This window comes from Streptomyces humi (assembly GCF_001005085.2).
Taxonomy (GTDB): Bacteria; Actinomycetota; Actinomycetes; order Streptomycetales; family Streptomycetaceae; genus Streptomyces; species Streptomyces humi.
In genome coordinates this window covers 61,188-79,776 of the sequence record NZ_LBMU02000082.1, presented here as the reverse complement: position 1 = coordinate 79,776, position 18,589 = coordinate 61,188, and the positions used below count along the sequence as shown (strand labels likewise).

The following is an 18,589-nucleotide window of genomic DNA, read 5'->3' as shown; positions in this document are numbered from 1 at the left end:
TACTGCGGGGGTATCAGGCCACGGTCAGCCCCGGCTGACGCGCTCCCCGGGGGCCGACGCCGTGGAACCGCGCACCACCAGTTCCGGCATGAAGACGAACTCGCTGTGCGGTGCGGGCGTACCGCCGATCTCCTCCAGCAGCGTGCGCACCGCCGCCTGTCCCATCGCCGGCACCGGCTTGCGGATGGTGGTGAGGGGCGGGTCGGTGAACGCGATCAGCGGGGAGTCGTCGAAGCCGACGACGGACACGTCCCGGGGGACGTCGAGGCCGCGCTGCCGGACCGCCCGTATCGCGCCCAGCGCCATCATGTCGCTGGCGCAGACGATCGCCGTGCAGTCGCGCTCGATGAGCGCCGTCGCCGCCGCCTGGCCGCCCTCCAGGGTGTACAGCGAGTGCTGCACGAGCTCCGTCTCGACGGTCTCCGCGCCCAGCCCCAACTGGTCCTGCACCGCCCGCACGAAGCCCTCGATCTTGCGCTGCACGGGCACGAACCGCTTGGGCCCGAGGGCGAGGCCGATCCGGGTGTGGCCCAGGGAGACGAGGTGGGTGACGGCGAGCGTCATCGCGGCCCGGTCGTCGGGGGAGATGAACGGCGCCTGCACCTTCGGCGAGAAGCCGTCCACCAGGACGTACGGCACGCCCTGCGCCCGCAGCCGCTCGTAGCGCTGCATGTCGGCCGTGGTGTCCGCGTGCAGCCCGGAGACGTAGATGATGCCGGCGACCCCGCGGTCCACCAGCATCTCGGTCAGCTCGTCCTCCGTGGACCCGCCCGGGGTCTGGGTGGCGAGCACGGGGGTGTAGCCCTGCCGGGTCAGCGCCTGCCCGATGACCTGGGCCAGGGCCGGGAATATCGGGTTCTCGAGCTCGGGGGTGATGAGGCCCACCAGCCCCTCGCTGCGCTGCCGCAGCCGTACCGGACGCTCGTAGCCGAGGACGTCCAGGGCGGCGAGCACGGACTGGCGGGTGGTGGCGGCGACGCCCGGCTTCCCGTTCAGGACCCGGCTCACCGTCGCCTCGCTCACCCCCGCCTGCGCTGCGATGTCGGCAAGCCGTGTGGTCACGGCACTGGACTGTACCGGCCGTATGTCCCCTTGCACACCGATCGGGCGCCTGATGCGGCCTGGGGGGCGGCCCGGGGCGGGCTGCTGCGTCATCGCACTCCCTCATGAAACGTGACGGCAAGAGCTTGCAGAGTCTTGCACAAGTCGCCCCCGTACCGCTCCACCGCCGTAAACAAGCGTCTCACGGCGGTCGCCGACAGGTCACGCCCGGATAACTTCGGAGATCTCTTGCACTTTTTTTCTGCAAGGTCTTTCGCAAGGGTTGCATCGCTGTTACGTTCCCTGACGCCCGGCCGCCGCAGCAACGGCGCAGTCGGCACGACAGCGGGACGGTGGACGGGACCGCCCCCGCATCACACGGGCTTAACCCTCAAGGAGAACTCATGCGGCGTGGCATAGCGGCCTCCGCGCTGGTGGCGTCCCTCGCCCTCACGGCGACGGCGTGCGGCGGGAGCGGGAACGACAGCAAGTCGGACGGGCCGGTCACCATCACCTGGTGGGACACCTCCAACGCCACCAATGAGGCACCGACGTACCAGGCCTTGATCAAGCAGTTCGAGGCCGCCGACAAGAACATCAAGGTCAAGTACGTCAACGTCCAGTTCGACCAGGCGCAGAACAAGTTCGACACGGCCGCCCAGTCCGGCAAGGGCGCCCCCGACGTGCTGCGCTCCGAGGTCGGCTGGACCCCCGCCTTCGCCAAGGCCGGCTACTTCGTGCCGCTCGACGGCACCGCCGCCCTCGCCGACAAGGACAAGTTCCAGTCCAGCCTGATCACCCAGGCCCAGTACGAGGGCAAGACCTACGGCGTGCCGCTGGTCACCGACACCCTCGCGCTCGTCTACAACAAGGCGCTGCTGAAGAAGGCCGGCATCACCGAGGCCCCCAAGACCTGGGACGAGGTCAAGGCCGACGCCGCCAAGATCCAGGACAAGGCCAAGACCACCGGCTACTGGGGTCCCGAGGCCGCCTACTACACGCAGCCCTTCCTGTACGGCGAGGGCACCGACATGGTCGACGCCTCCGCCAAGAAGATCACCATCACCTCGGCGGCGGCCAAGAAGGGCTACCAGACCTGGCTGGACCTCTACTCCGGCAAGGGCCTGCACAAGGCGGACACCACCGCCGACGCCTACGCCCACCGCCAGGACGCCTTCGTCAACGGCAAGGTCGCCATGACCATCGAGGGCCCCTGGGAGATCACCAACTTCTACAAGGGCTCCGCGTTCAGCGACAAGTCCAACCTCGGCATCGCCACTGTCCCGGCCGGCTCCACCGGCAAGGCGGGCGCCCCGACCGGCGGCCACAACCTCTCCGTCTACGCCGGCTCGGACAAGGCCCACCAGGAAGCCGCCGAGAAGTTCGTCGCCTTCATGACCTCCGCGAAGTCCCAGACGGAGATCGCCCTGAAGAACTCCACCCTGCCGACCCGCTCCGACGCCTACACCGCCACGGTCAAGGCCGACCCGGGCATCGCCGGCTACCAGGCCGTCCTCCCCTCCGCCCAGCCGCGCCCGGCGCTCGCCGAGTACTCCTCCCTGTGGGGCCCGGTCGGCACCGAGCTGACCAAGGTCGCCGGCGGCAAGGAGTCCCTGGACAAGGGCCTGGGCAACGCCGAACTCGGGATCGAGAAGCTCGTCCCCGACTTCAGCAAGTAGGCCCGCGTGGCCGCCGGAGCGCCCTGTTCAGGGGGAGTGCTCCGGCGGCCGCCGGCCTGTGCCCAGGCCGCCCAGCCCGCCCATCCCGGATTTTCCAGAAGGTGTCGAACCATGACAGTCGCCATCGACCGCGCGACCGGCAAACGCCACGGTGACCGCGCGCCCCGCCCCGGGCTGGGCCAGCGGATCAGGAACGGCTACCAGAAATACTGGTACGCCTACGCGATGATCGCCCCCGTGGCCGTCGTCCTCGGGGCGCTCGTCATCTACCCGTTGGTGTACGGCTTCTACCTGACGCTGACGGACGCCAACAGCCTGAACACCGCGCGCACCATCGGCGTCAACCACATCGACGCCACCTACAAGTTCATCGGCCTGGACAACTACAAGGACATCCTGTTCGGCCCGACGTCCTACGACCGCTTCTGGTCCCACTTCCTGTGGACGATCGTGTGGACCGCGCTCTGCGTGGCCCTGCACTACACGATCGGCCTCGGCCTCGCCCTGCTGCTCAACGAGAAGTTCCGCGGCCGCACCCTCTACCGCATGGTCCTGGTGCTGCCCTGGGCGGTCCCCACCTTCGTCACCGTCTTCGGCTGGCGGTTCATGCTCGCCGACGGCGGCATCATCAACAGCGCCCTGCACTTCCTCCATCTGCCGCAACCGGACTGGCTGGAGGACACCTTCTGGCAGCGGACCGCGGCGATCCTCGTCAACACCTGGTGCGGTGTGCCGTTCATGATGCTCTCGCTGCTCGGCGGCCTCCAGGCCATCGACGGCACGCTGTACGAGGCCGCCGAGATGGACGGCGCGAGCGCCTGGCAGCGCTTCCGGTACGTCACCCTGCCGGGCCTGCGGTCCGTCAGCTCCACGGTCGTCCTGCTCGGCATCATCTGGACGTTCAACCAGTTCGCCGTCATCTTCCTGCTGTTCGGCAACACCGCGCCCGACGCCCAGATCCTGGTCACCTGGGCCTACTTCCTCGGCTTCGGACAGCAGCCGCGTGACTTCGCCCAGTCCGCCGCCTACGGCATGCTGCTGCTGGCCGTCCTGATCGTCTTCACCTCCTTCTACCGCCGCTGGCTCAACCGCAACGACCAGCAGCTCGCGATCTGAGGCAGGAGTTCCCATGAGCACGACCACCGTCGAGACCTCCGCCCAGGTCGCCGAGGAGACCCCCGTGACCAGCACCCGCCGCATCCGCGGCCGCGGCGAACGCGGCCCGCTCGGTACCGCCGTCACCCACGGCGTGCTGGGTGTCGCGAGCCTGATCGCGTTCTTCCCGGTCGGCTGGCTGATCTTCCTGTCCCTCGGCCCGGACAAGGACGACTACCTGCACCCGAGCGGCATCTGGCACAAGATGACGCTGAGCAACTACTCCTTCGTCCTCCAGCACACCGGCTTCTGGAACTGGTTCAAGACGACGATGATCGTCGTCGGCGGCACCACGGTCATCGGTCTTGTCCTCGCCTCGACCACCGGCTACGCGGTCTCCCGGATGCGCTTCCCCGGCTACCGGAAGTTCATGTGGCTGCTGCTGGTCACCCAGATGTTCCCGATCGCCGTCCTGATCGTGCCGATGTACCAGATCCTGTCGAACCTCGGCCTCATCGACAGCTACCTCGGCCTGATCCTCGTCTACTGCACCACCGTCGTCCCCTACACGGCGTGGCTGCTCAAGGGCTACTTCGACACGATCCCCTTCGAGATAGACGAGGCCGGCCGGGTCGACGGGCTCAGCCCCTTCGGCACCTTCGCCCGGCTGATCCTGCCGCTGGCCAAGCCCGGCCTCGCGGTCGCCGCGTTCTACAACTTCCTCACCGCGTTCGGCGAGGTCGCCTTCGCCTCCACGTTCATGCTGAGCGACGACAAGTACACGTTCGCGGTGGGGCTCCAGAGCTTCGGCAGCGAGCACGACGCGCAGCGGAACCTGATGACCGCTACGGCGGTGCTGATCGCGATACCGGTGGCCGTGTTCTTCTACCTCGTGCAGCGGAACCTGGTGACCGGGCTGACCGCCGGCGGTACCAAGGGGTAACGCCGGTCGCCGGAGAAGCCGCCTCGGCCGTCGTTCGTCTGCGGCGCCGCGGTGGCTGGTCGCGCCCACGCGGCGGTAGCCGCAAATCGATAGAGCCCCGCGCCCCTTCGGGGCGCTGCCCCCAGGGCGCGGGAAGGCGGCCGTGGTCCCCATCCGACCCCGCTGTGACCACGGCCGCCTCAACACCACACCCACCTCTGACCTGATGACCCCCTTACGACGCATCAAGGACGCCATGAGCCAGCAGCACTCCGCCGCCGACCCGGCCCCGGCCACCGCCACCATCGCCCGACACCGTGACTGGTGGCGGGACGCGGTGATCTACCAGGTCTACCCGCGCAGCTTCGCCGACAGCAACGGCGACGGGATGGGGGACCTGGAAGGCGTACGTTCCAGACTGCCCTACCTGCGTGACCTCGGCGTCGACGCGGTGTGGCTCAGCCCGTTCTACGCCTCGCCGCAGGCCGACGCCGGTTACGACGTCGCCGACTACCGTGCCGTGGACCCGATGTTCGGCAACCTGCTGGACGCGGACGCGCTGATCCGGGACGCCCACGGGCTGGGCCTGCGGATCATCGTCGACCTGGTGCCCAACCACTCCTCCGACCAGCACGAGTGGTTCAAGCGGGCGCTGGCGGAAGGCCCCGGCTCGCCCTCCCGGGACCGCTACCACTTCCGTCCGGGCAAGGGCGAGCACGGCGAACTGCCCCCCAACGACTGGGAGTCCATCTTCGGCGGCCCGGCGTGGACGCGGGTCGCGGACGGCGAGTGGTACCTGCACCTCTTCGCCCCCGAGCAGCCCGACTTCAACTGGGAACACCCGGCCGTCGGCGACGAGTTCCGCTCCATCCTGCGTTTCTGGCTGGACATGGGTGTGGACGGTTTCCGGATCGACGTGGCCCACGGTCTGGTGAAGGCGGAGGGGCTGCCGGACCTCGGCGGCGCCGACCAGCTCAAGCTGCTGGGCAACGATGTCATGCCGTTCTTCGACCAGGACGGCGTGCACGACGTCTACCGCCAGTGGCGCCACGTCCTCGACGAGTACGCGGGTGAGCGGATCTTCGTCGCCGAGGCCTGGACCCCGACCGTCGAGCGCACCGCCAACTACGTCCGCCCGGACGAGCTCCACCAGGCCTTCAACTTCCAGTACCTGAGCACGGAGTGGGACGCCGCCGAGCTCCGCGGGGTCATCGACCGCACCCTGGAGGCGATGCGCCCGGTCGGCGCCCCCGCCACCTGGGTGCTCTCCAACCACGACGTCACCCGGCACGCCACCCGCTTCGCCAACCCGCCGGGACTGGGCACCCAGATCAGGCTGGCCGGCGACCGGGAACTGGGGCTGCGCCGGGCGCGGGCGGCCACCCTGCTGATGCTCGCGCTGCCCGGTTCGGCGTACGTCTACCAGGGCGAGGAGCTCGGCCTGCCGGACGTCGTGGACCTCCCCGACGAGGTGCGCCAGGACCCCGCGTACTTCCGGGGCGCGGGCCAGGACGGCTTCCGGGACGGCTGCCGGGTGCCGATCCCGTGGACGCGGGACGGGTCGTCGTACGGCTTCGGATCGGGCGGCAGCTGGCTTCCGCAGCCCGCGAGCTGGGGCGAGCTGAGCGTGGAGGCGCAGACGGGGGTGGCCGGTTCGACGCTGGAGCTGTACCGCGCCGCGCTGGCCGTCCGCCGGGCCCAGCCCGACCTGGGTGCGGGCGACGGGGTGGAGTGGCTGCGGGCCCCCGAGGGCGTACTCGCGTTCCGGCGCGGCGAGTTCGTCTGCGTCGCGAACACGACCGGGGAGTCCGTCACCACTCCGGCGTACGGCAGGGTGCTGCTCGCCAGCGGTGAGCTGACGGAGGCGGACGGCGAGGCGAAGCTGCCGGCCGACACGACCGTGTGGTGGACGACCGCCTGACGGGCCGTCACAGAGTAATTTGTTGCAGCAACTTCACAGGGCCCGCTACCCAACTGGGTGGCGGGCCCTTAGCATCTGCGCAACCGCAAGGTTTCAGCAAGGTTTCAGCAAGAGCCTTCAATGGTGAAGGAACCCCACATGGCACGTAAGACCCTCTCCGCCGCTCTGGCGCTGGCCGCCTGTAGCGTTGTCATGACCCCGTCCGTGGCATCGGCCTCCCCGCCCGGCGCCAAGGACGTCACCGCCGTCCTCTTCGAGTGGAACTACGGCTCGGTCGCCAAGGAGTGCACCAGTACCCTCGGCCCCGCCGGCTACGGATACGTCCAGGTCTCCCCGCCCGCCGAGCACATACAGGGCTCGCAGTGGTGGACGTCGTACCAACCGGTGTCGTACAAGATCGCGGGCAGACTCGGCGACCGCGCGTCCTTCCAGAACATGGTGAACACCTGCCACGCGGCCGGTGTGAAGGTGGTCGTCGACACCGTCATCAACCACATGTCGGCGGGCAGCGGCACCGGCACCGGCGGCTCCTCGTACACGAAGTACGACTATCCCGGCCTGTACTCCTCGTACGACTTCGACGACTGCACCTCACTCGTCTCGAACTACGCCGACCGCTGGAACGTCCAGCACTGCGAACTCGTCGGCCTGGCCGACCTGGACACCGGCGAGGAGTACGTCCGCAAGACCATCGCCGGCTACATGAACGACCTGCTGAGCCTCGGCGCGGACGGCTTCCGCATCGACGCGGCCAAGCACATCCCGGCCGAGGACCTCGCCAACATCAGGACCCGGCTGACCAACCCGTCCGTGTACTGGAAGCAGGAGGTCATCTACGGCTCCGGAGAGGCCGTCCAGCCCACCGAGTACACCGGGAACGGGGACGTCCAGGAGTTCCGGTACGCCTACGACCTCAAGCGCGTCTTCAACGACGAGAACCTCGCCTACCTGAAGAACTACGGCGAGGGCTGGGGGTACATGAGCAGCTCGGTCGCCGGGGTCTTCGTCGACAACCACGACACCGAGCGCAACGGCTCCACGCTGAACTACAAGGACGGCGCCGACTACACCCTGGCCAACGTCTTCATGCTCGCCTACCCCTACGGCGCCCCGGACATCAACTCCGGCTACGAGTGGTCGGACGCCGACGCGGGCCCGCCGAACAACGGCGTGGTGAACGCCTGCTGGCAGGACGGCTGGAAGTGCCAGCACGCCTGGCCGGAGATCATCCGCATGGTCGCCTTCCGCAACGCGGTGCGCGGCGAGGCGGTCACGAACTGGTGGGACGACGGCGCCGACGCGATCGCCTTCGGCCGGGGCGCGAAGGGCTACGTCGCCATCAACCACGAGTCGGGCCCGCTGACCCGGACCTACCAGACGTCGCTGCCGGCGGGGACGTACTGCAACGTGCAGAACAACACGAGCGTGACCGTGAACAGTGCCGGACAGTTCACCGCCACCCTGGCCTCGAACACCGCGCTGGCGGTCTACGCCGGGAAGTCCACCTGCTGATCGTCCGTCCGCCGCGTCCCTGTCACCGGCAGCAGCCGCAGTGCCTCCTCGGAGCGTGAGCCCGGGGTGGCGGTGTAGATCACGACCTGCTGGTCCCGGTCGGTGATGTCCGGCGCGTCACAGTCGACGGTGACCGGGCCCACCACCGGGTGCCGGAAGGCCTTGACCGGGGTGGGCTCGTCGGACACGTCGAGGGACTCCCACAGCCGCCTGAACTCCTCGCTCCCGGCGAGGAGTTCGGCCACCAGTCCGGTCACCTCGGGGGCGTCGGGACAGCGGGCGGCGGTGGCCCGCAGGCGCCGTGCCGAGAGCCGCGCGAAGGCGTCGACGTCCGACACCCCGTACAACCTGTCGCCCTCGTACGGCCCGCTGCCCTTCAGGCGCGGGCCGAGGGCCACCGCGGGCACCGGCGCCATCGTCAACAACTCCTCCGCCGGCAGCCTGCGTGCCAACCCCGTGCCGCCCGTGTACGGACGCGGCCACACCCGGCGTCATCGACCGTATCGAGGCCACCAGCCCCCTGGGCCGCATGGCCGATTCCGCCGAGATCGCCGAGGCGGCCGCCTGGCTCCTGAGCGACCGAGCCTCCTTCGTGACCGGCGTGATCCTCCAGGTGGACGGCGGAGCGGGCGCGTGAGAAGCCGCCACCGGGGGAGAAGTGCCCGGTGGCGGCCCGCTCATCGGTCGGCCGGAGTGCTACTTCCAGGTGTCACTGGCCGTGTAGCCCGACGAGGTGCCGGTCGTGTACGACCGGTTGGTGCCCGACTCCCAGGTCACGGTCCCGGAGGAGTCCTTCTTGATGTACTTGTACGTGAACGTCGTGCTCTTCGGGACGATCACCAGCTTGCTCCACGTCGGGTAGGACTCCGAGGAGAGCGGGATCGCGTCGCCGGTGTTCCAGGAGCCGAGGGAGGCGAGGGAGCCGACGACGTAGACGTTGGTGCCGTAGGTGGTGGTGGCGTACTCGTTGAAGGTGACGTCGGTGGCGTCGGCGTTCGCCACGTTCCAGGCGTTGTTGAGGGAGAGCGCCGAAGTGGTGGTGGCCGCCGATCTGTTGGCGTTGGACTCCCAGGTCACGTTGCCTGAGCTGTCCTTCTTTATGTATTTGTACGTGAAGGACGTGTTGATCGGCACGTTCACCGCGCCCGACCAGATCGGGTACCCGGTGGACGAGAGCTTGACCGCCTTCGAGGTGTCCCAGGCGCCCAGGGCGTCGACGGAGCCGACCACGTAGACGTCGGTGCCGCTCGTGGTGGCCGCGTACTCGTTGAAGGTCGCGGTCACCGTGGAGGTCGAGCCACCGCCACCGCTGCCGCCACCGCTGCCGCCGTCGTCGCAGCCGACCGTGCAGGTGTAGGAGGAGTTGTAGAAGGCGACGGCGTCCTTCGCGGGGATCGTGATGCTCGCGTTGCCGCCGGAGACGGTGACCGTGCTGTCGCCGCCGTCGATCACGTTGGAGTACGTGCCGTCGGCCATGCCGGTCGCGAAGGTGTAGGTGGCCGACGACGAGCCGTTGTTGACGGCGAAGAAGCCGGCGCCGCTGCGGCCGAAGCCGATGACGGAGGACGACTTGGTCGACCAGTCGGACACGGCGGCGCTGCCGGCCGCGTTGTGCCAGGCCACCATGCCGACGACGGCGGTGTCCCGGTCGAGGCAGTTCCAGCCGCTGGAGCAGTCCGTGTCGGTGACGAAGCCCGCGGAGTTCGGCGGTGCCTGGTCGCTCTGCGTCCACTGCCAGCTGGAGTAGATGGTCGGCGTCGACCACTTGTAGGCGAGCTCGAAGAGGTTGGCGAGCTTGTAGCTGTCGCCGTCCTTGTAGCTCATGTGCAGGCCGTTGCGCTCGGTGTCGTGGTTCGTCACGAAGGACACCGAGTTGGCGGCGGGCAGGATGCCGCTGCTCTCCAGGGACGACAGGTCGCTCACGTTGCCCTGGAACGCCGACTTCATCTTGCTCGCGTACGTGAAGTCCAGGACGTCACCGGAGCTGTAGTAGTCGCTCGGCTGCGGGGTGGAACCCGGGTAGACCTCGTCGAAGACGTAGGGCGCCGCGCCGGAGGTCGTGGTGTTCAGTTTGGCGACGATGGCCGCCATGTCGGTGGCCGGGATGTGCTTGGCGGAGTCCACCCGGAAGCCGTCGACGCCCAGCGCGATCTGCTTGTTGAGGAAGGCCGCGAGGCCCGAACGGACGTTGTCGGCGCTGGTCTTGAGGTCGGGCAGGCCCAGCAGTTCGCAGTTCTGGACCTGGGTGAGGTTCGAGTAGTCCTGGATGGTCAGGTCGGACGTGGGGCAGTCCGCGGAGGTGTGGTAGTCGGCGGGGTCCCAGTCCGGGGTGTCGTACTTGTTGGTGATCGTGGTGCCGTCGTAGCCGGTGCCGGTCTGGGCGGCCGTGTGGTTGATGACCGCGTCGGTGTAGACCTTCACGCCCGCCGTGTGACAGGCGGAGACCATCGACGCGAACTGCGTCGCCGTGCCGAAACGGCTGTTCAGGGTGTACGAGTAGGGCTGGTAGACGTCCCACCAGTAGTAGCTGGACTGCTTGAGGGACTCGGAGGGCGGCGCGACCTGCACCGCGCCGTACCCGGCCGGACCGAGCACGTTGGTGCACTCGGACGCGATCGAGTTCCAGTTCCATTCCCAGAGGTTGGCGATCACGTCGCCCTTGGCGGTGGTGTCAGCCTGCGCGGTGGTGGCCGGCAGGGCGATGACGCCTGCCAGTGCCAGGGCGCCCGCGGCGACGGCGCCGGCGGTGCGCCGGAAGACACCCGGGGGTCGGTGTCTGGTCATGTGCGGCTCCGAAACGAGAGGGACAGCGTTCAACAACCCTGGAGAGTGCGGTAGTTGAGACATCGCGTCAATACGGTCGGTGAAAGTTCTTGCTGTGAGTTTCAAGCCTCTTGCTGTAAACCTTTCGTTAGCGATACGGTCGCGCGGGGTCGGACCCAGCACGGATCCACATGAGCCGCTGTCGCTAGGAGTTCACACCGGTGATACATCTCAGACGGGTCGCGGCCGCCGCCGTCGCCGCCCTCGCCGTCGCGCTGGTGCAGCCAGTCGCCGCACATGCCGACACCCCGCCCGCGCCGCCCTCCGACGCGAGGCTCGCCGCCGAGCCCGCCCGGCACGACGACACCCGCGAGCAGTTCTACTTCGTCATGCCGGACCGTTTCGCCAACGGGGACAGGAGCAACGACAAGGGCGGCCTGACCGGCTCCCGGCTCTCCACCGGCTACGACCCCACCGACAAGGGCTTCTACCAGGGCGGCGACCTCAAGGGGCTGACCCAGCGGCTCGACTACATCAAGGGACTCGGCACCACCGCCATCTGGATGGCGCCGATCTTCAAGAACAGGCCCGTGCAGGGGACGGGGAGCAACGCCTCCGCCGGCTACCACGGTTACTGGATCACCGACTTCACCCAGGTCGACCCGCACTTCGGGACGAACAAGGACCTGTCGACGCTCATCTCGAAGGCGCACGCCAAGGGGATGAAGGTCTTCTTCGACGTCATCACCAACCACACCGCCGACGTCGTCGACTACGAGGAGAAGTCGTACGACTACCTGTCCAGAGGCGCCTTCCCCTACCTGACCAAGGACGGGCGGCCCTTCGACGACGCCGACTACGCGGACGGGAAGAAGCGGTTCCCGGCCGTCTCCGGCGCCTCCTTCCCGCGGACGCCGACCGTCACCAGCGACAGCAAGGTGCCGTCGTGGCTCAACGACCCGACGATGTACCACAACCGGGGCGACTCGACGTTCGCCGGCGAGTCCGCGACCTACGGCGACTTCTCCGGCCTGGACGACCTGTGGACCGAACGGCCCGAGGTCGTCAGCGGGATGGAGAAGATCTACGAACGGTGGGTGAAGGACTTCGCCATCGACGGCTTCCGGATCGACACCGTCAAGAACGTCGACATGGAGTTCTGGACCCAGTGGGCGACCGCGCTGGACGAGTACGCGGCGCGGCACGGCCGTGAGAACTTCTTCATGTTCGGCGAGACGTACTCCGCCGACACGTCCGTCACCTCCCCGTACGTCACCCAGGGGCGGCTCGACGCGACCCTCGACTTCCCGTTCCAGGACGCGGCCCGCTCCTACGCCTCGCAGGGCGGCAGCGCACAGAAGCTGGCGAGCGTCTTCGGCGACGACTACAAGTACACGACCGACAAGGCCAACGCCTACGAACAGGTCACCTTCCTCGGCAACCACGACATGGGCCGCATCGGGTACTTCCTGGAACAGGACAACCCGAAGGCGACCGACGCCGAACTGCTCGCCAAGGACCGGCTCGCCAACGAGGTGATGTTCCTCAGCCGGGGCAACCCCGTCGTCTACTACGGCGACGAACAGGGCTTCACCGGATCAGGCGGCGACAAGGACGCCCGGCAGACGATGTTCGCCTCGAAGGTCGCCGACTACCTGGACGACGACGAGATCGGCACCGACCGCACCGCCGCCGACGACTCCTACGACACGAGCGCGCCGCTCTACCAGCAGATCAGCGCTCTCTCCAAGCTGCGCGCGGCCAACCCCGCCCTCGCCGACGGCGTCCAGACCGAACGCTACGCGGCCGACGGCGCCGGGATCTACGCGTTCACCCGGACGGACGCGAGGACCGGCCAGGAATACGTCGTCGCCTTCAACAACGCCGGCACGGCGAAGACCGCGACCTTCACCACCGGCTCCGCCGGCATGCGCTACCGCGCGCTCCACGGCACGGACGGCACCGTCACCTCCGACGGCTCCTCCCGGGTCACCGTCACCGTCCCGGCCGAGTCCGCCGTCGTGTACAAGGCCACCGGCCGTCTCGCCGAGCCCGCCACCGCCCCCGCCCTGACCCTCACCGCCCCGGCCGCCGGCGTCACCGGCACCGTCGACCTCACCGCCGACGTCACCGGCGGACAGCTGAACCGGGTCGTCTTCGCCGCCCAGGTCGGCAACGGGAAGTGGACCGTCCTCGGCTCCGCCGACCACGCCCCCTACAAGGTCACCCAGACCATCGCCGCGGACGTCCCGGCCGGCACCGCCCTGCGCTACAAGGCGGTCGTCGCCGACTCCGCCGGGCACACGAGCAGCGCCCTCGCCGCCACCACCTCGGGCACCCCGCCCGCCGCGGAGACGCCCACCGCCTCCTCCCGCGACTACGCGATCGTCCACTACAAGCGCACCGACGGCGACTACGCCGACTGGGGCCTGTACACCTGGGGCGACATCGCCGACGGCGAGGCGACCACCTGGCCCGCCGGTCACCCCTTCACCGGCCGGGACGCCTACGGTGCCTTCGCCTACGTCAAGCTGAAGTCCGGCGCCTCGAACGTGGGCTTCCTCGTCGTCGACAAGGACGGGAACAAGGACGTCTCCGCCGACCGCTCCATCGACGTCACCAAGACCGGCGAGGTCTGGATCGAGCAGGGGAAGACGGACGTCCTCACGACGCGGCCCTCGGACGCGTACCCCGCCCAGGACACCACCAAGGCGGTCATCCACTACCACCGCGATGGGGGCACCTCCCAGGCCGAAGGCTCCGGGGGAGGGAACTACGACGGCTGGGGCCTGCACGTCTGGACGGGCGCCGCGAACCCCACCGACTGGTCGAACCCGCTGAAGCCGGTGAAGACTGACTCCTATGGCGCGGTCTTCGAGGTACCGCTCACCGCGGGTGCCACCAGCCTCAGCTACATCATCCACAACGGCGACGAGAAGGACCTCTCCGCCGACCAGTCCCTCGACCTCAAGTCCGACGGCTACGAGGTGTGGCTGTTGAACGGCCAGGAGAAACACCTGCTCCCGCAGCCCGCCGGCAGCGCCGCCGCGCTCGACCTGACCACCTCCAAGGCGGTCTGGATCGACCGGAACACGGTCGCCTGGGACGGCGTCGACGGCGCCGCCTCCACCCAGCTGCTCTCCTCCCGCGACGGTTCGATCGCCGTCAAGGACGGGACGCTGACCAGCGACGACGAGCGCTGGCTGCGGCTGACCAGGACCACGCTCACCGACGTCCAGAAGGCGAAGTTCCCGTATCTGAAGGACCACACGGCCTGGTCGGTCGACCCGCGTGACCGCGGCCGGGTGCGCGCGTCGCTGAGCGGGCAGCTCGTCGCCTCCCAGCGGGCCGCGAACGGGGCGGTGCTGGCCGCGACCGGCGTACAGATCGCCGGCGTCCTCGACGACCTGTACGCGACGGCCACCCGGGCCGACCTGGGCCCGGTCTTCCACCACGGGAAGCCGACCCTGTCCGTCTGGGCCCCGACCGCGCAGTCCGTCGCCCTCGAACTCGACGGCACGGCGAAGCCGATGCACCGCGACCCGGTCACCGGCGTCTGGTCCGTCACCGGCCCGGCGTCCTGGAAGAACAAGCCCTACCGGTACGTCGTGAAGGTCTGGGCGCCCAGCGTCCGGAAGATCGTGACCAACAAGGTCACCGACCCCTACTCGGTCGCCCTCACCGCGAACTCCGAGCGCAGCCTGGTCGTCGACCTCGACGACAGGTCGCTCGCGCCGGGCGGCTGGTCGACGTACACCAAACCCAAGGCCGTGCCGCTGAAGGACGCGCAGATCCAGGAACTGCACGTCCGGGACTTCTCGGCGGCGGACACCACGGTCCCGGCCGCGCACCGGGGCACGTACCTGGCCTTCACCGACCAGGGCAGCGACGGCACCAGGCACCTCAAGGCCCTGGCGAAGTCCGGTACTTCGTACGTCCACCTGCTCCCGGTGTTCGACTTCGCCACCGTCCCCGAGAAGAAGGCCGACCAGGCCACCCCGGACTGCGACCTCGCCTCCTACCCGGCCGACTCCGACCGGCAGCAGGCGTGCGTGGCGAAGACCGCCGCCACCGACGCCTACAACTGGGGCTACGACCCGTACCACTTCACGGTCCCCGAGGGGTCGTACGCCACCGATCCGGACGGCACCGCGCGCACGGTCCAGTTCCGGCAGATGGTGAAGTCCCTCAACCAGGACGGCCTGCGGGTCGTCATGGACGTCGTCTACAACCACACGGCGGCCGCCGGGCAGGCGGACACCTCCGTCCTCGACCGGATCGTGCCCGGTTACTACCAGCGGCTGCTGGCCGACGGCAGCGTCGCCGACAGCACCTGCTGCTCCAACACCGCGCCCGAGAACGCCATGATGGGCAAGCTGGTGGTGGACTCGATCGTCACCTGGGCCAAGGAGTACAAGGTCGACGGCTTCCGCTTCGACCTGATGGGCCACCACCCGAAGGCCAACATCCTCGCGGTCCGCAAGGCGCTCGACGCGCTGACCCTGAAGAAGGACGGCGTCGACGGCAAGAAGATCATCCTGTACGGGGAGGGGTGGAACTTCGGCGAGGTCGCCGACGACGCCCGGTTCGTGCAGGCCACCCAGGGGAACATGGCGGGCACCGGGATCGCGACCTTCTCCGACCGTGCCCGGGACGCCGTGCGCGGCGGGGGCCCCTTCGACTCGGACCCCGGCGTCCAGGGCTTCGCGTCCGGGCTGTACACCGACCCCAACTCGTCAGCGGCGAACGGCACTTCGGAGGAGCAGAAGGCCCGGCTGCTGCACTACCAGGACCTGATCAAGGTCGGTCTGACCGGCAGCCTCGCGTCGTACCGGTTCACCGACGACGACGGCAAGGACGTCACCGGCGCCGAGGTCGACTACAACGGCTCGCCCGCCGGGTACGCGGCCGCGCCCGGCGACGCCCTGGCCTACGTCGACGCGCACGACAACGAGTCGCTGTTCGACGCGCTGACGTACAAGCTGCCCGCCACGACCAGCGCGGCGGACCGGGCCCGGATGCAGGTGCTGGCGATGGCCACGGCCACCCTCTCCCAGGGCCCGTCGCTCTCCCAGGCGGGTACGGACCTGCTGCGCTCCAAGTCCCTGGACCGCAACTCCTTCGACAGCGGCGACTGGTTCAACGCGATCCACTGGAACTGCGCCGACGGCAACGGCTTCGGGCGCGGACTGCCGCCGGCCGCCGACAACGAGTCCAAGTGGCCTTACGCGAAGCCCCTGCTGAGCTCGGTCGGCGTCGGGTGCGCGCAGATCGACGGGGCCTCGGCCGCCTACCGGGATCTGCTGCGAATCCGTACGACCGAGAGCGTGTTCTCGCTCGACACCGCTGGGCAGGTGCAGTCGAAGCTCTCCTTCCCGCTGTCCGGGCAGGACGAGACACCCGGGGTGATCACCATGGCACTGGGTGATCTCGTCGTCGTGTTCAACGCGACACCGGGACAGCGGGAGCAGCGGGTGACGGCACTGACCGGCACCGGTTACCGGCTGCACCCCGTGCAGGCGTCCGGCGCGGACTCCGTCGTCAAGTCCGCTTCGTACGACCGGAAGACAGGTACCTTCACCGTTCCGGGGCGCACGGTGGCGGTGTTCTCCCGGACGACATGAGAGTGGCGTTACGTTGGTGGGGCGGCACCCGGTACCGGGTGCCGCCCCACCGGTTTTTGTCCAGGGGCTGGGAGTATGGACGTCAACGGCAAGCTGACAGACACGACCGTGCTGGTCGTGGACGACGAGCCCGCGAGCCGGTACGCCATCGGCACCGTGCTGCGCCGGGCCGGTCACGAGGTCGTCGCGGTCGCCAGCGGGCAGGAGGCGCTCGGCGAGCTCGACGTCCGGCTGCGCAAGGGCGCCCTGCCCGACGTGGCCCTCATCGACGTGCGCCTGCCGGACATGAGCGGCTTCGAACTGTGCCGCCGGCTCAAGGACCGGCCGCACATGGCCGGGCTGCCCGTCGTGCACTTCTCCGCCCTCCCCGCGGCCCCGGCGGACCGCTGCGCGGGGCTGGACATGGGTGCCGAGGCGTATCTGACGGTGCCCGCCGAACCGGCGGACATCGAGGCGGCGGTCCGGGCCGCGGTGCGCGCCGCCCGGCTGCGCGCCGACGACCAGGCACTGGTACGACGGCTGCGGCTGCTGTCGGAGTCGATCGTCACCATCCAGTCGGCGCGCTCGCCGCAGGAGCTGACCGACGCCGCCGCGGACGGCGCCGCCCGGCTCCTCGGCTGCCCCGCCGCCGTCTTCGTCCTCGACCAGAACGACGAGCTGTACCGCGGCCTGTACCGGGAGCGCAGCTCCCTCGCGCTGCCGGACGAGGGAGCCCACCGGGACGTGGCCGGGCTGCTGAGGCGGCTCACCCGGGGCCAGTCCGGGGTGCAGATCACCACCGTGCCGGCCCCGCTGTGGCCCGCCGGGTTCTTCCGGCCCGGGGTGCAGCACGACGCCCGGCTGACGCTGGTCCTCACCCAGGACGGCAAGGTGCCGGTGTGCCTGGCCACGCCCACCCGCGGACAGCGCCGGATCAGCCCCGAGAACGAGGCGCTGCTCGCCCAGCTCGCCCAGGCCACCGCGCTGGCCGCCGAGCCGCTGCTCAAGTACCAGGTGGAACGCCATGTCGCGCTCACCCTCCAGCACAGCTTCCTGCCCCGCCCGCACCAGCTGCCCGAACTGCCGGGCGTCGACATAGCGGTGCGGTACGAGCCCGCCTCCCAGGAGACGGAGATCGGCGGCGACTTCTACTCCGCGCTGCGGGTCGGCGACCAGGTGCTCACCGCGGTCGGGGACGTGGTGGGGCACTCGCTGGAAGCGGCGACCGTCATGGTCGAGCTGCGGCACGCGCTGCGCGCGTACTGTCTCGCGGAGAACGACCCGGCCGTGCTCGCCGAGCGGCTGGACCAGCTGCTCCAGCACTACCACGCCGAGGTCACGGCCACCCTCTGCCTGGCTCTGATCGATCCGGCGAGCGGGCGCACCCGGATCGCCAACGCGGGCCACATCCCGCCGCTGATACTCGGCGACGACGGCGGCGCCGAGTACGTCAAGGCGGCCGGCCCGCTGCTCGGGGTGGGCCTGCCGCACCCGCCGCCCACCGAGCTGGTGCTGGCCCCCTCCGACCGGCTCCTCATGGTCACCGACGGGCTGATCGAGACCCGTGGCGTCGACATCGCGGTCTCCATGGAGCAGCTCCGTGCCGCCGCCGTCGGCGCGCTGCCCGGTCTGGACGCCCTGTGCGACACCCTCCTCGCCTGCTTCGGCCGTGACCGCGAGGACGACGTCGCCCTGCTGGCGCTGCGCCGGTCCAACGGATTTCAAAGCCGACGAAATTGAGGTCGGAATCGTGCGCAACCGAGCGGAATCGAAAGGCGACCGGAAAGTGGCACGAAGCATTCCGTGCCGATAGCCTTCGCCGTGGGGTTCCTTTTCCGTCCTGCGCATAAGATCCGCTGGTAAAGCTGGGGCCCACGAGCCGCCTGAGGCCTCCTGAATCCATCCCTTTCACCGGGATTTGATTCGCGGTTAATTGGTGCACACTGTAATTTGTTCATACGCCTCCATTTGCGCCGGACTGCGCCGAGTATTGCCGATACAACACCGTGCGCTCACCGAAGTAAGTGACGTCAGGTCGAAGCGTGTTGTACGT

The 18,589-nt window shown here is 69.2% G+C and carries 9 protein-coding genes and 2 pseudogenes; 8 read left to right on the top strand and 3 right to left on the bottom strand.

Annotated features, from left to right (window positions below; translation table 11 throughout):
* Positions 1 to 24 precede the first annotated feature (24 nt).
* Entirely contained in the window at positions 25 to 1,062 is a 1,038-nt protein-coding gene (locus tag AAW13_RS32750; protein WP_046728283.1) for a LacI family DNA-binding transcriptional regulator, read from the bottom strand.
* 383 nt (positions 1,063 to 1,445) lie between these two features.
* On the opposite strand from AAW13_RS32750, the gene AAW13_RS32745 reads away from it, so the two are divergent.
* The 5 genes from AAW13_RS32745 (at position 1,446) to AAW13_RS32725 (ending at position 8,170) form a co-directional block, all read left to right on the top strand.
* Positions 1,446 to 2,720 carry an extracellular solute-binding protein gene (locus AAW13_RS32745; protein ID WP_046728282.1) on the top strand — a complete coding sequence of 425 codons (1,275 nt, stop codon included), beginning with the start codon at positions 1,446 to 1,448 and terminating at the stop codon, positions 2,718 to 2,720.
* Positions 2,721 to 2,831: 111 nt separating this feature from the next.
* A complete protein-coding gene (locus tag AAW13_RS32740; protein WP_046728281.1) occupies positions 2,832 to 3,836 on the top strand; it encodes a carbohydrate ABC transporter permease in 1,005 nt (334 codons plus the stop codon).
* Positions 3,837 to 3,849: 13 nt separating this feature from the next.
* Positions 3,850 to 4,758, top strand: a complete 909-nt coding sequence (locus AAW13_RS32735) for a sugar ABC transporter permease (protein WP_046728280.1) — start codon at positions 3,850 to 3,852, stop codon at positions 4,756 to 4,758.
* 235 nt (positions 4,759 to 4,993) lie between these two features.
* Complete coding sequence (locus AAW13_RS32730) at positions 4,994 to 6,658, top strand: glycoside hydrolase family 13 protein (protein WP_046728279.1); 1,665 nt, start codon at positions 4,994 to 4,996, stop codon at positions 6,656 to 6,658.
* 138 nt (positions 6,659 to 6,796) lie between these two features.
* Positions 6,797 to 8,170: an alpha-amylase gene (locus tag AAW13_RS32725; protein ID WP_206306304.1), complete on the top strand. Its 1,374-nt coding sequence runs from the start codon at positions 6,797 to 6,799 to the stop codon at positions 8,168 to 8,170.
* Here the strand turns inward: AAW13_RS32725 and AAW13_RS32720 are convergent.
* Positions 8,146 to 8,538, bottom strand: a pseudogene (locus tag AAW13_RS32720) (MmyB family transcriptional regulator); the annotation flags it as partial. The gene AAW13_RS32725 and the pseudogene AAW13_RS32720 overlap by 25 nt on opposite strands.
* Positions 8,539 to 8,560: 22 nt before the next feature.
* On the opposite strand from AAW13_RS32720, the pseudogene AAW13_RS32715 reads away from it, so the two are divergent.
* Positions 8,561 to 8,807: pseudogene (locus AAW13_RS32715) on the top strand (SDR family oxidoreductase); the annotation flags it as partial.
* A gap of 59 nt (positions 8,808 to 8,866) precedes the next feature.
* On the opposite strand, the gene AAW13_RS32710 reads toward AAW13_RS32715, so the two are convergent.
* Entirely contained in the window at positions 8,867 to 10,954 is a 2,088-nt protein-coding gene (locus tag AAW13_RS32710; protein ID WP_046728278.1) for a carbohydrate-binding module family 20 domain-containing protein, read from the bottom strand.
* A 200-nt stretch (positions 10,955 to 11,154) separates the two neighbouring features.
* Here AAW13_RS32710 and pulA point away from each other — a divergent pair, with 200 nt between their 5' ends.
* Positions 11,155 to 16,557 (top strand): pullulanase-type alpha-1,6-glucosidase, encoded by a 5,403-nt coding sequence (gene pulA, locus AAW13_RS32705; protein WP_046728277.1) that lies wholly within the window; start codon positions 11,155 to 11,157, stop codon positions 16,555 to 16,557.
* 75 nt (positions 16,558 to 16,632) lie between these two features.
* A complete protein-coding gene (locus AAW13_RS32700; RefSeq protein ID WP_046728276.1) occupies positions 16,633 to 18,276 on the top strand; it encodes a fused response regulator/phosphatase in 1,644 nt (547 codons plus the stop codon).
* Positions 18,277 to 18,589 lie beyond the last annotated feature (313 nt).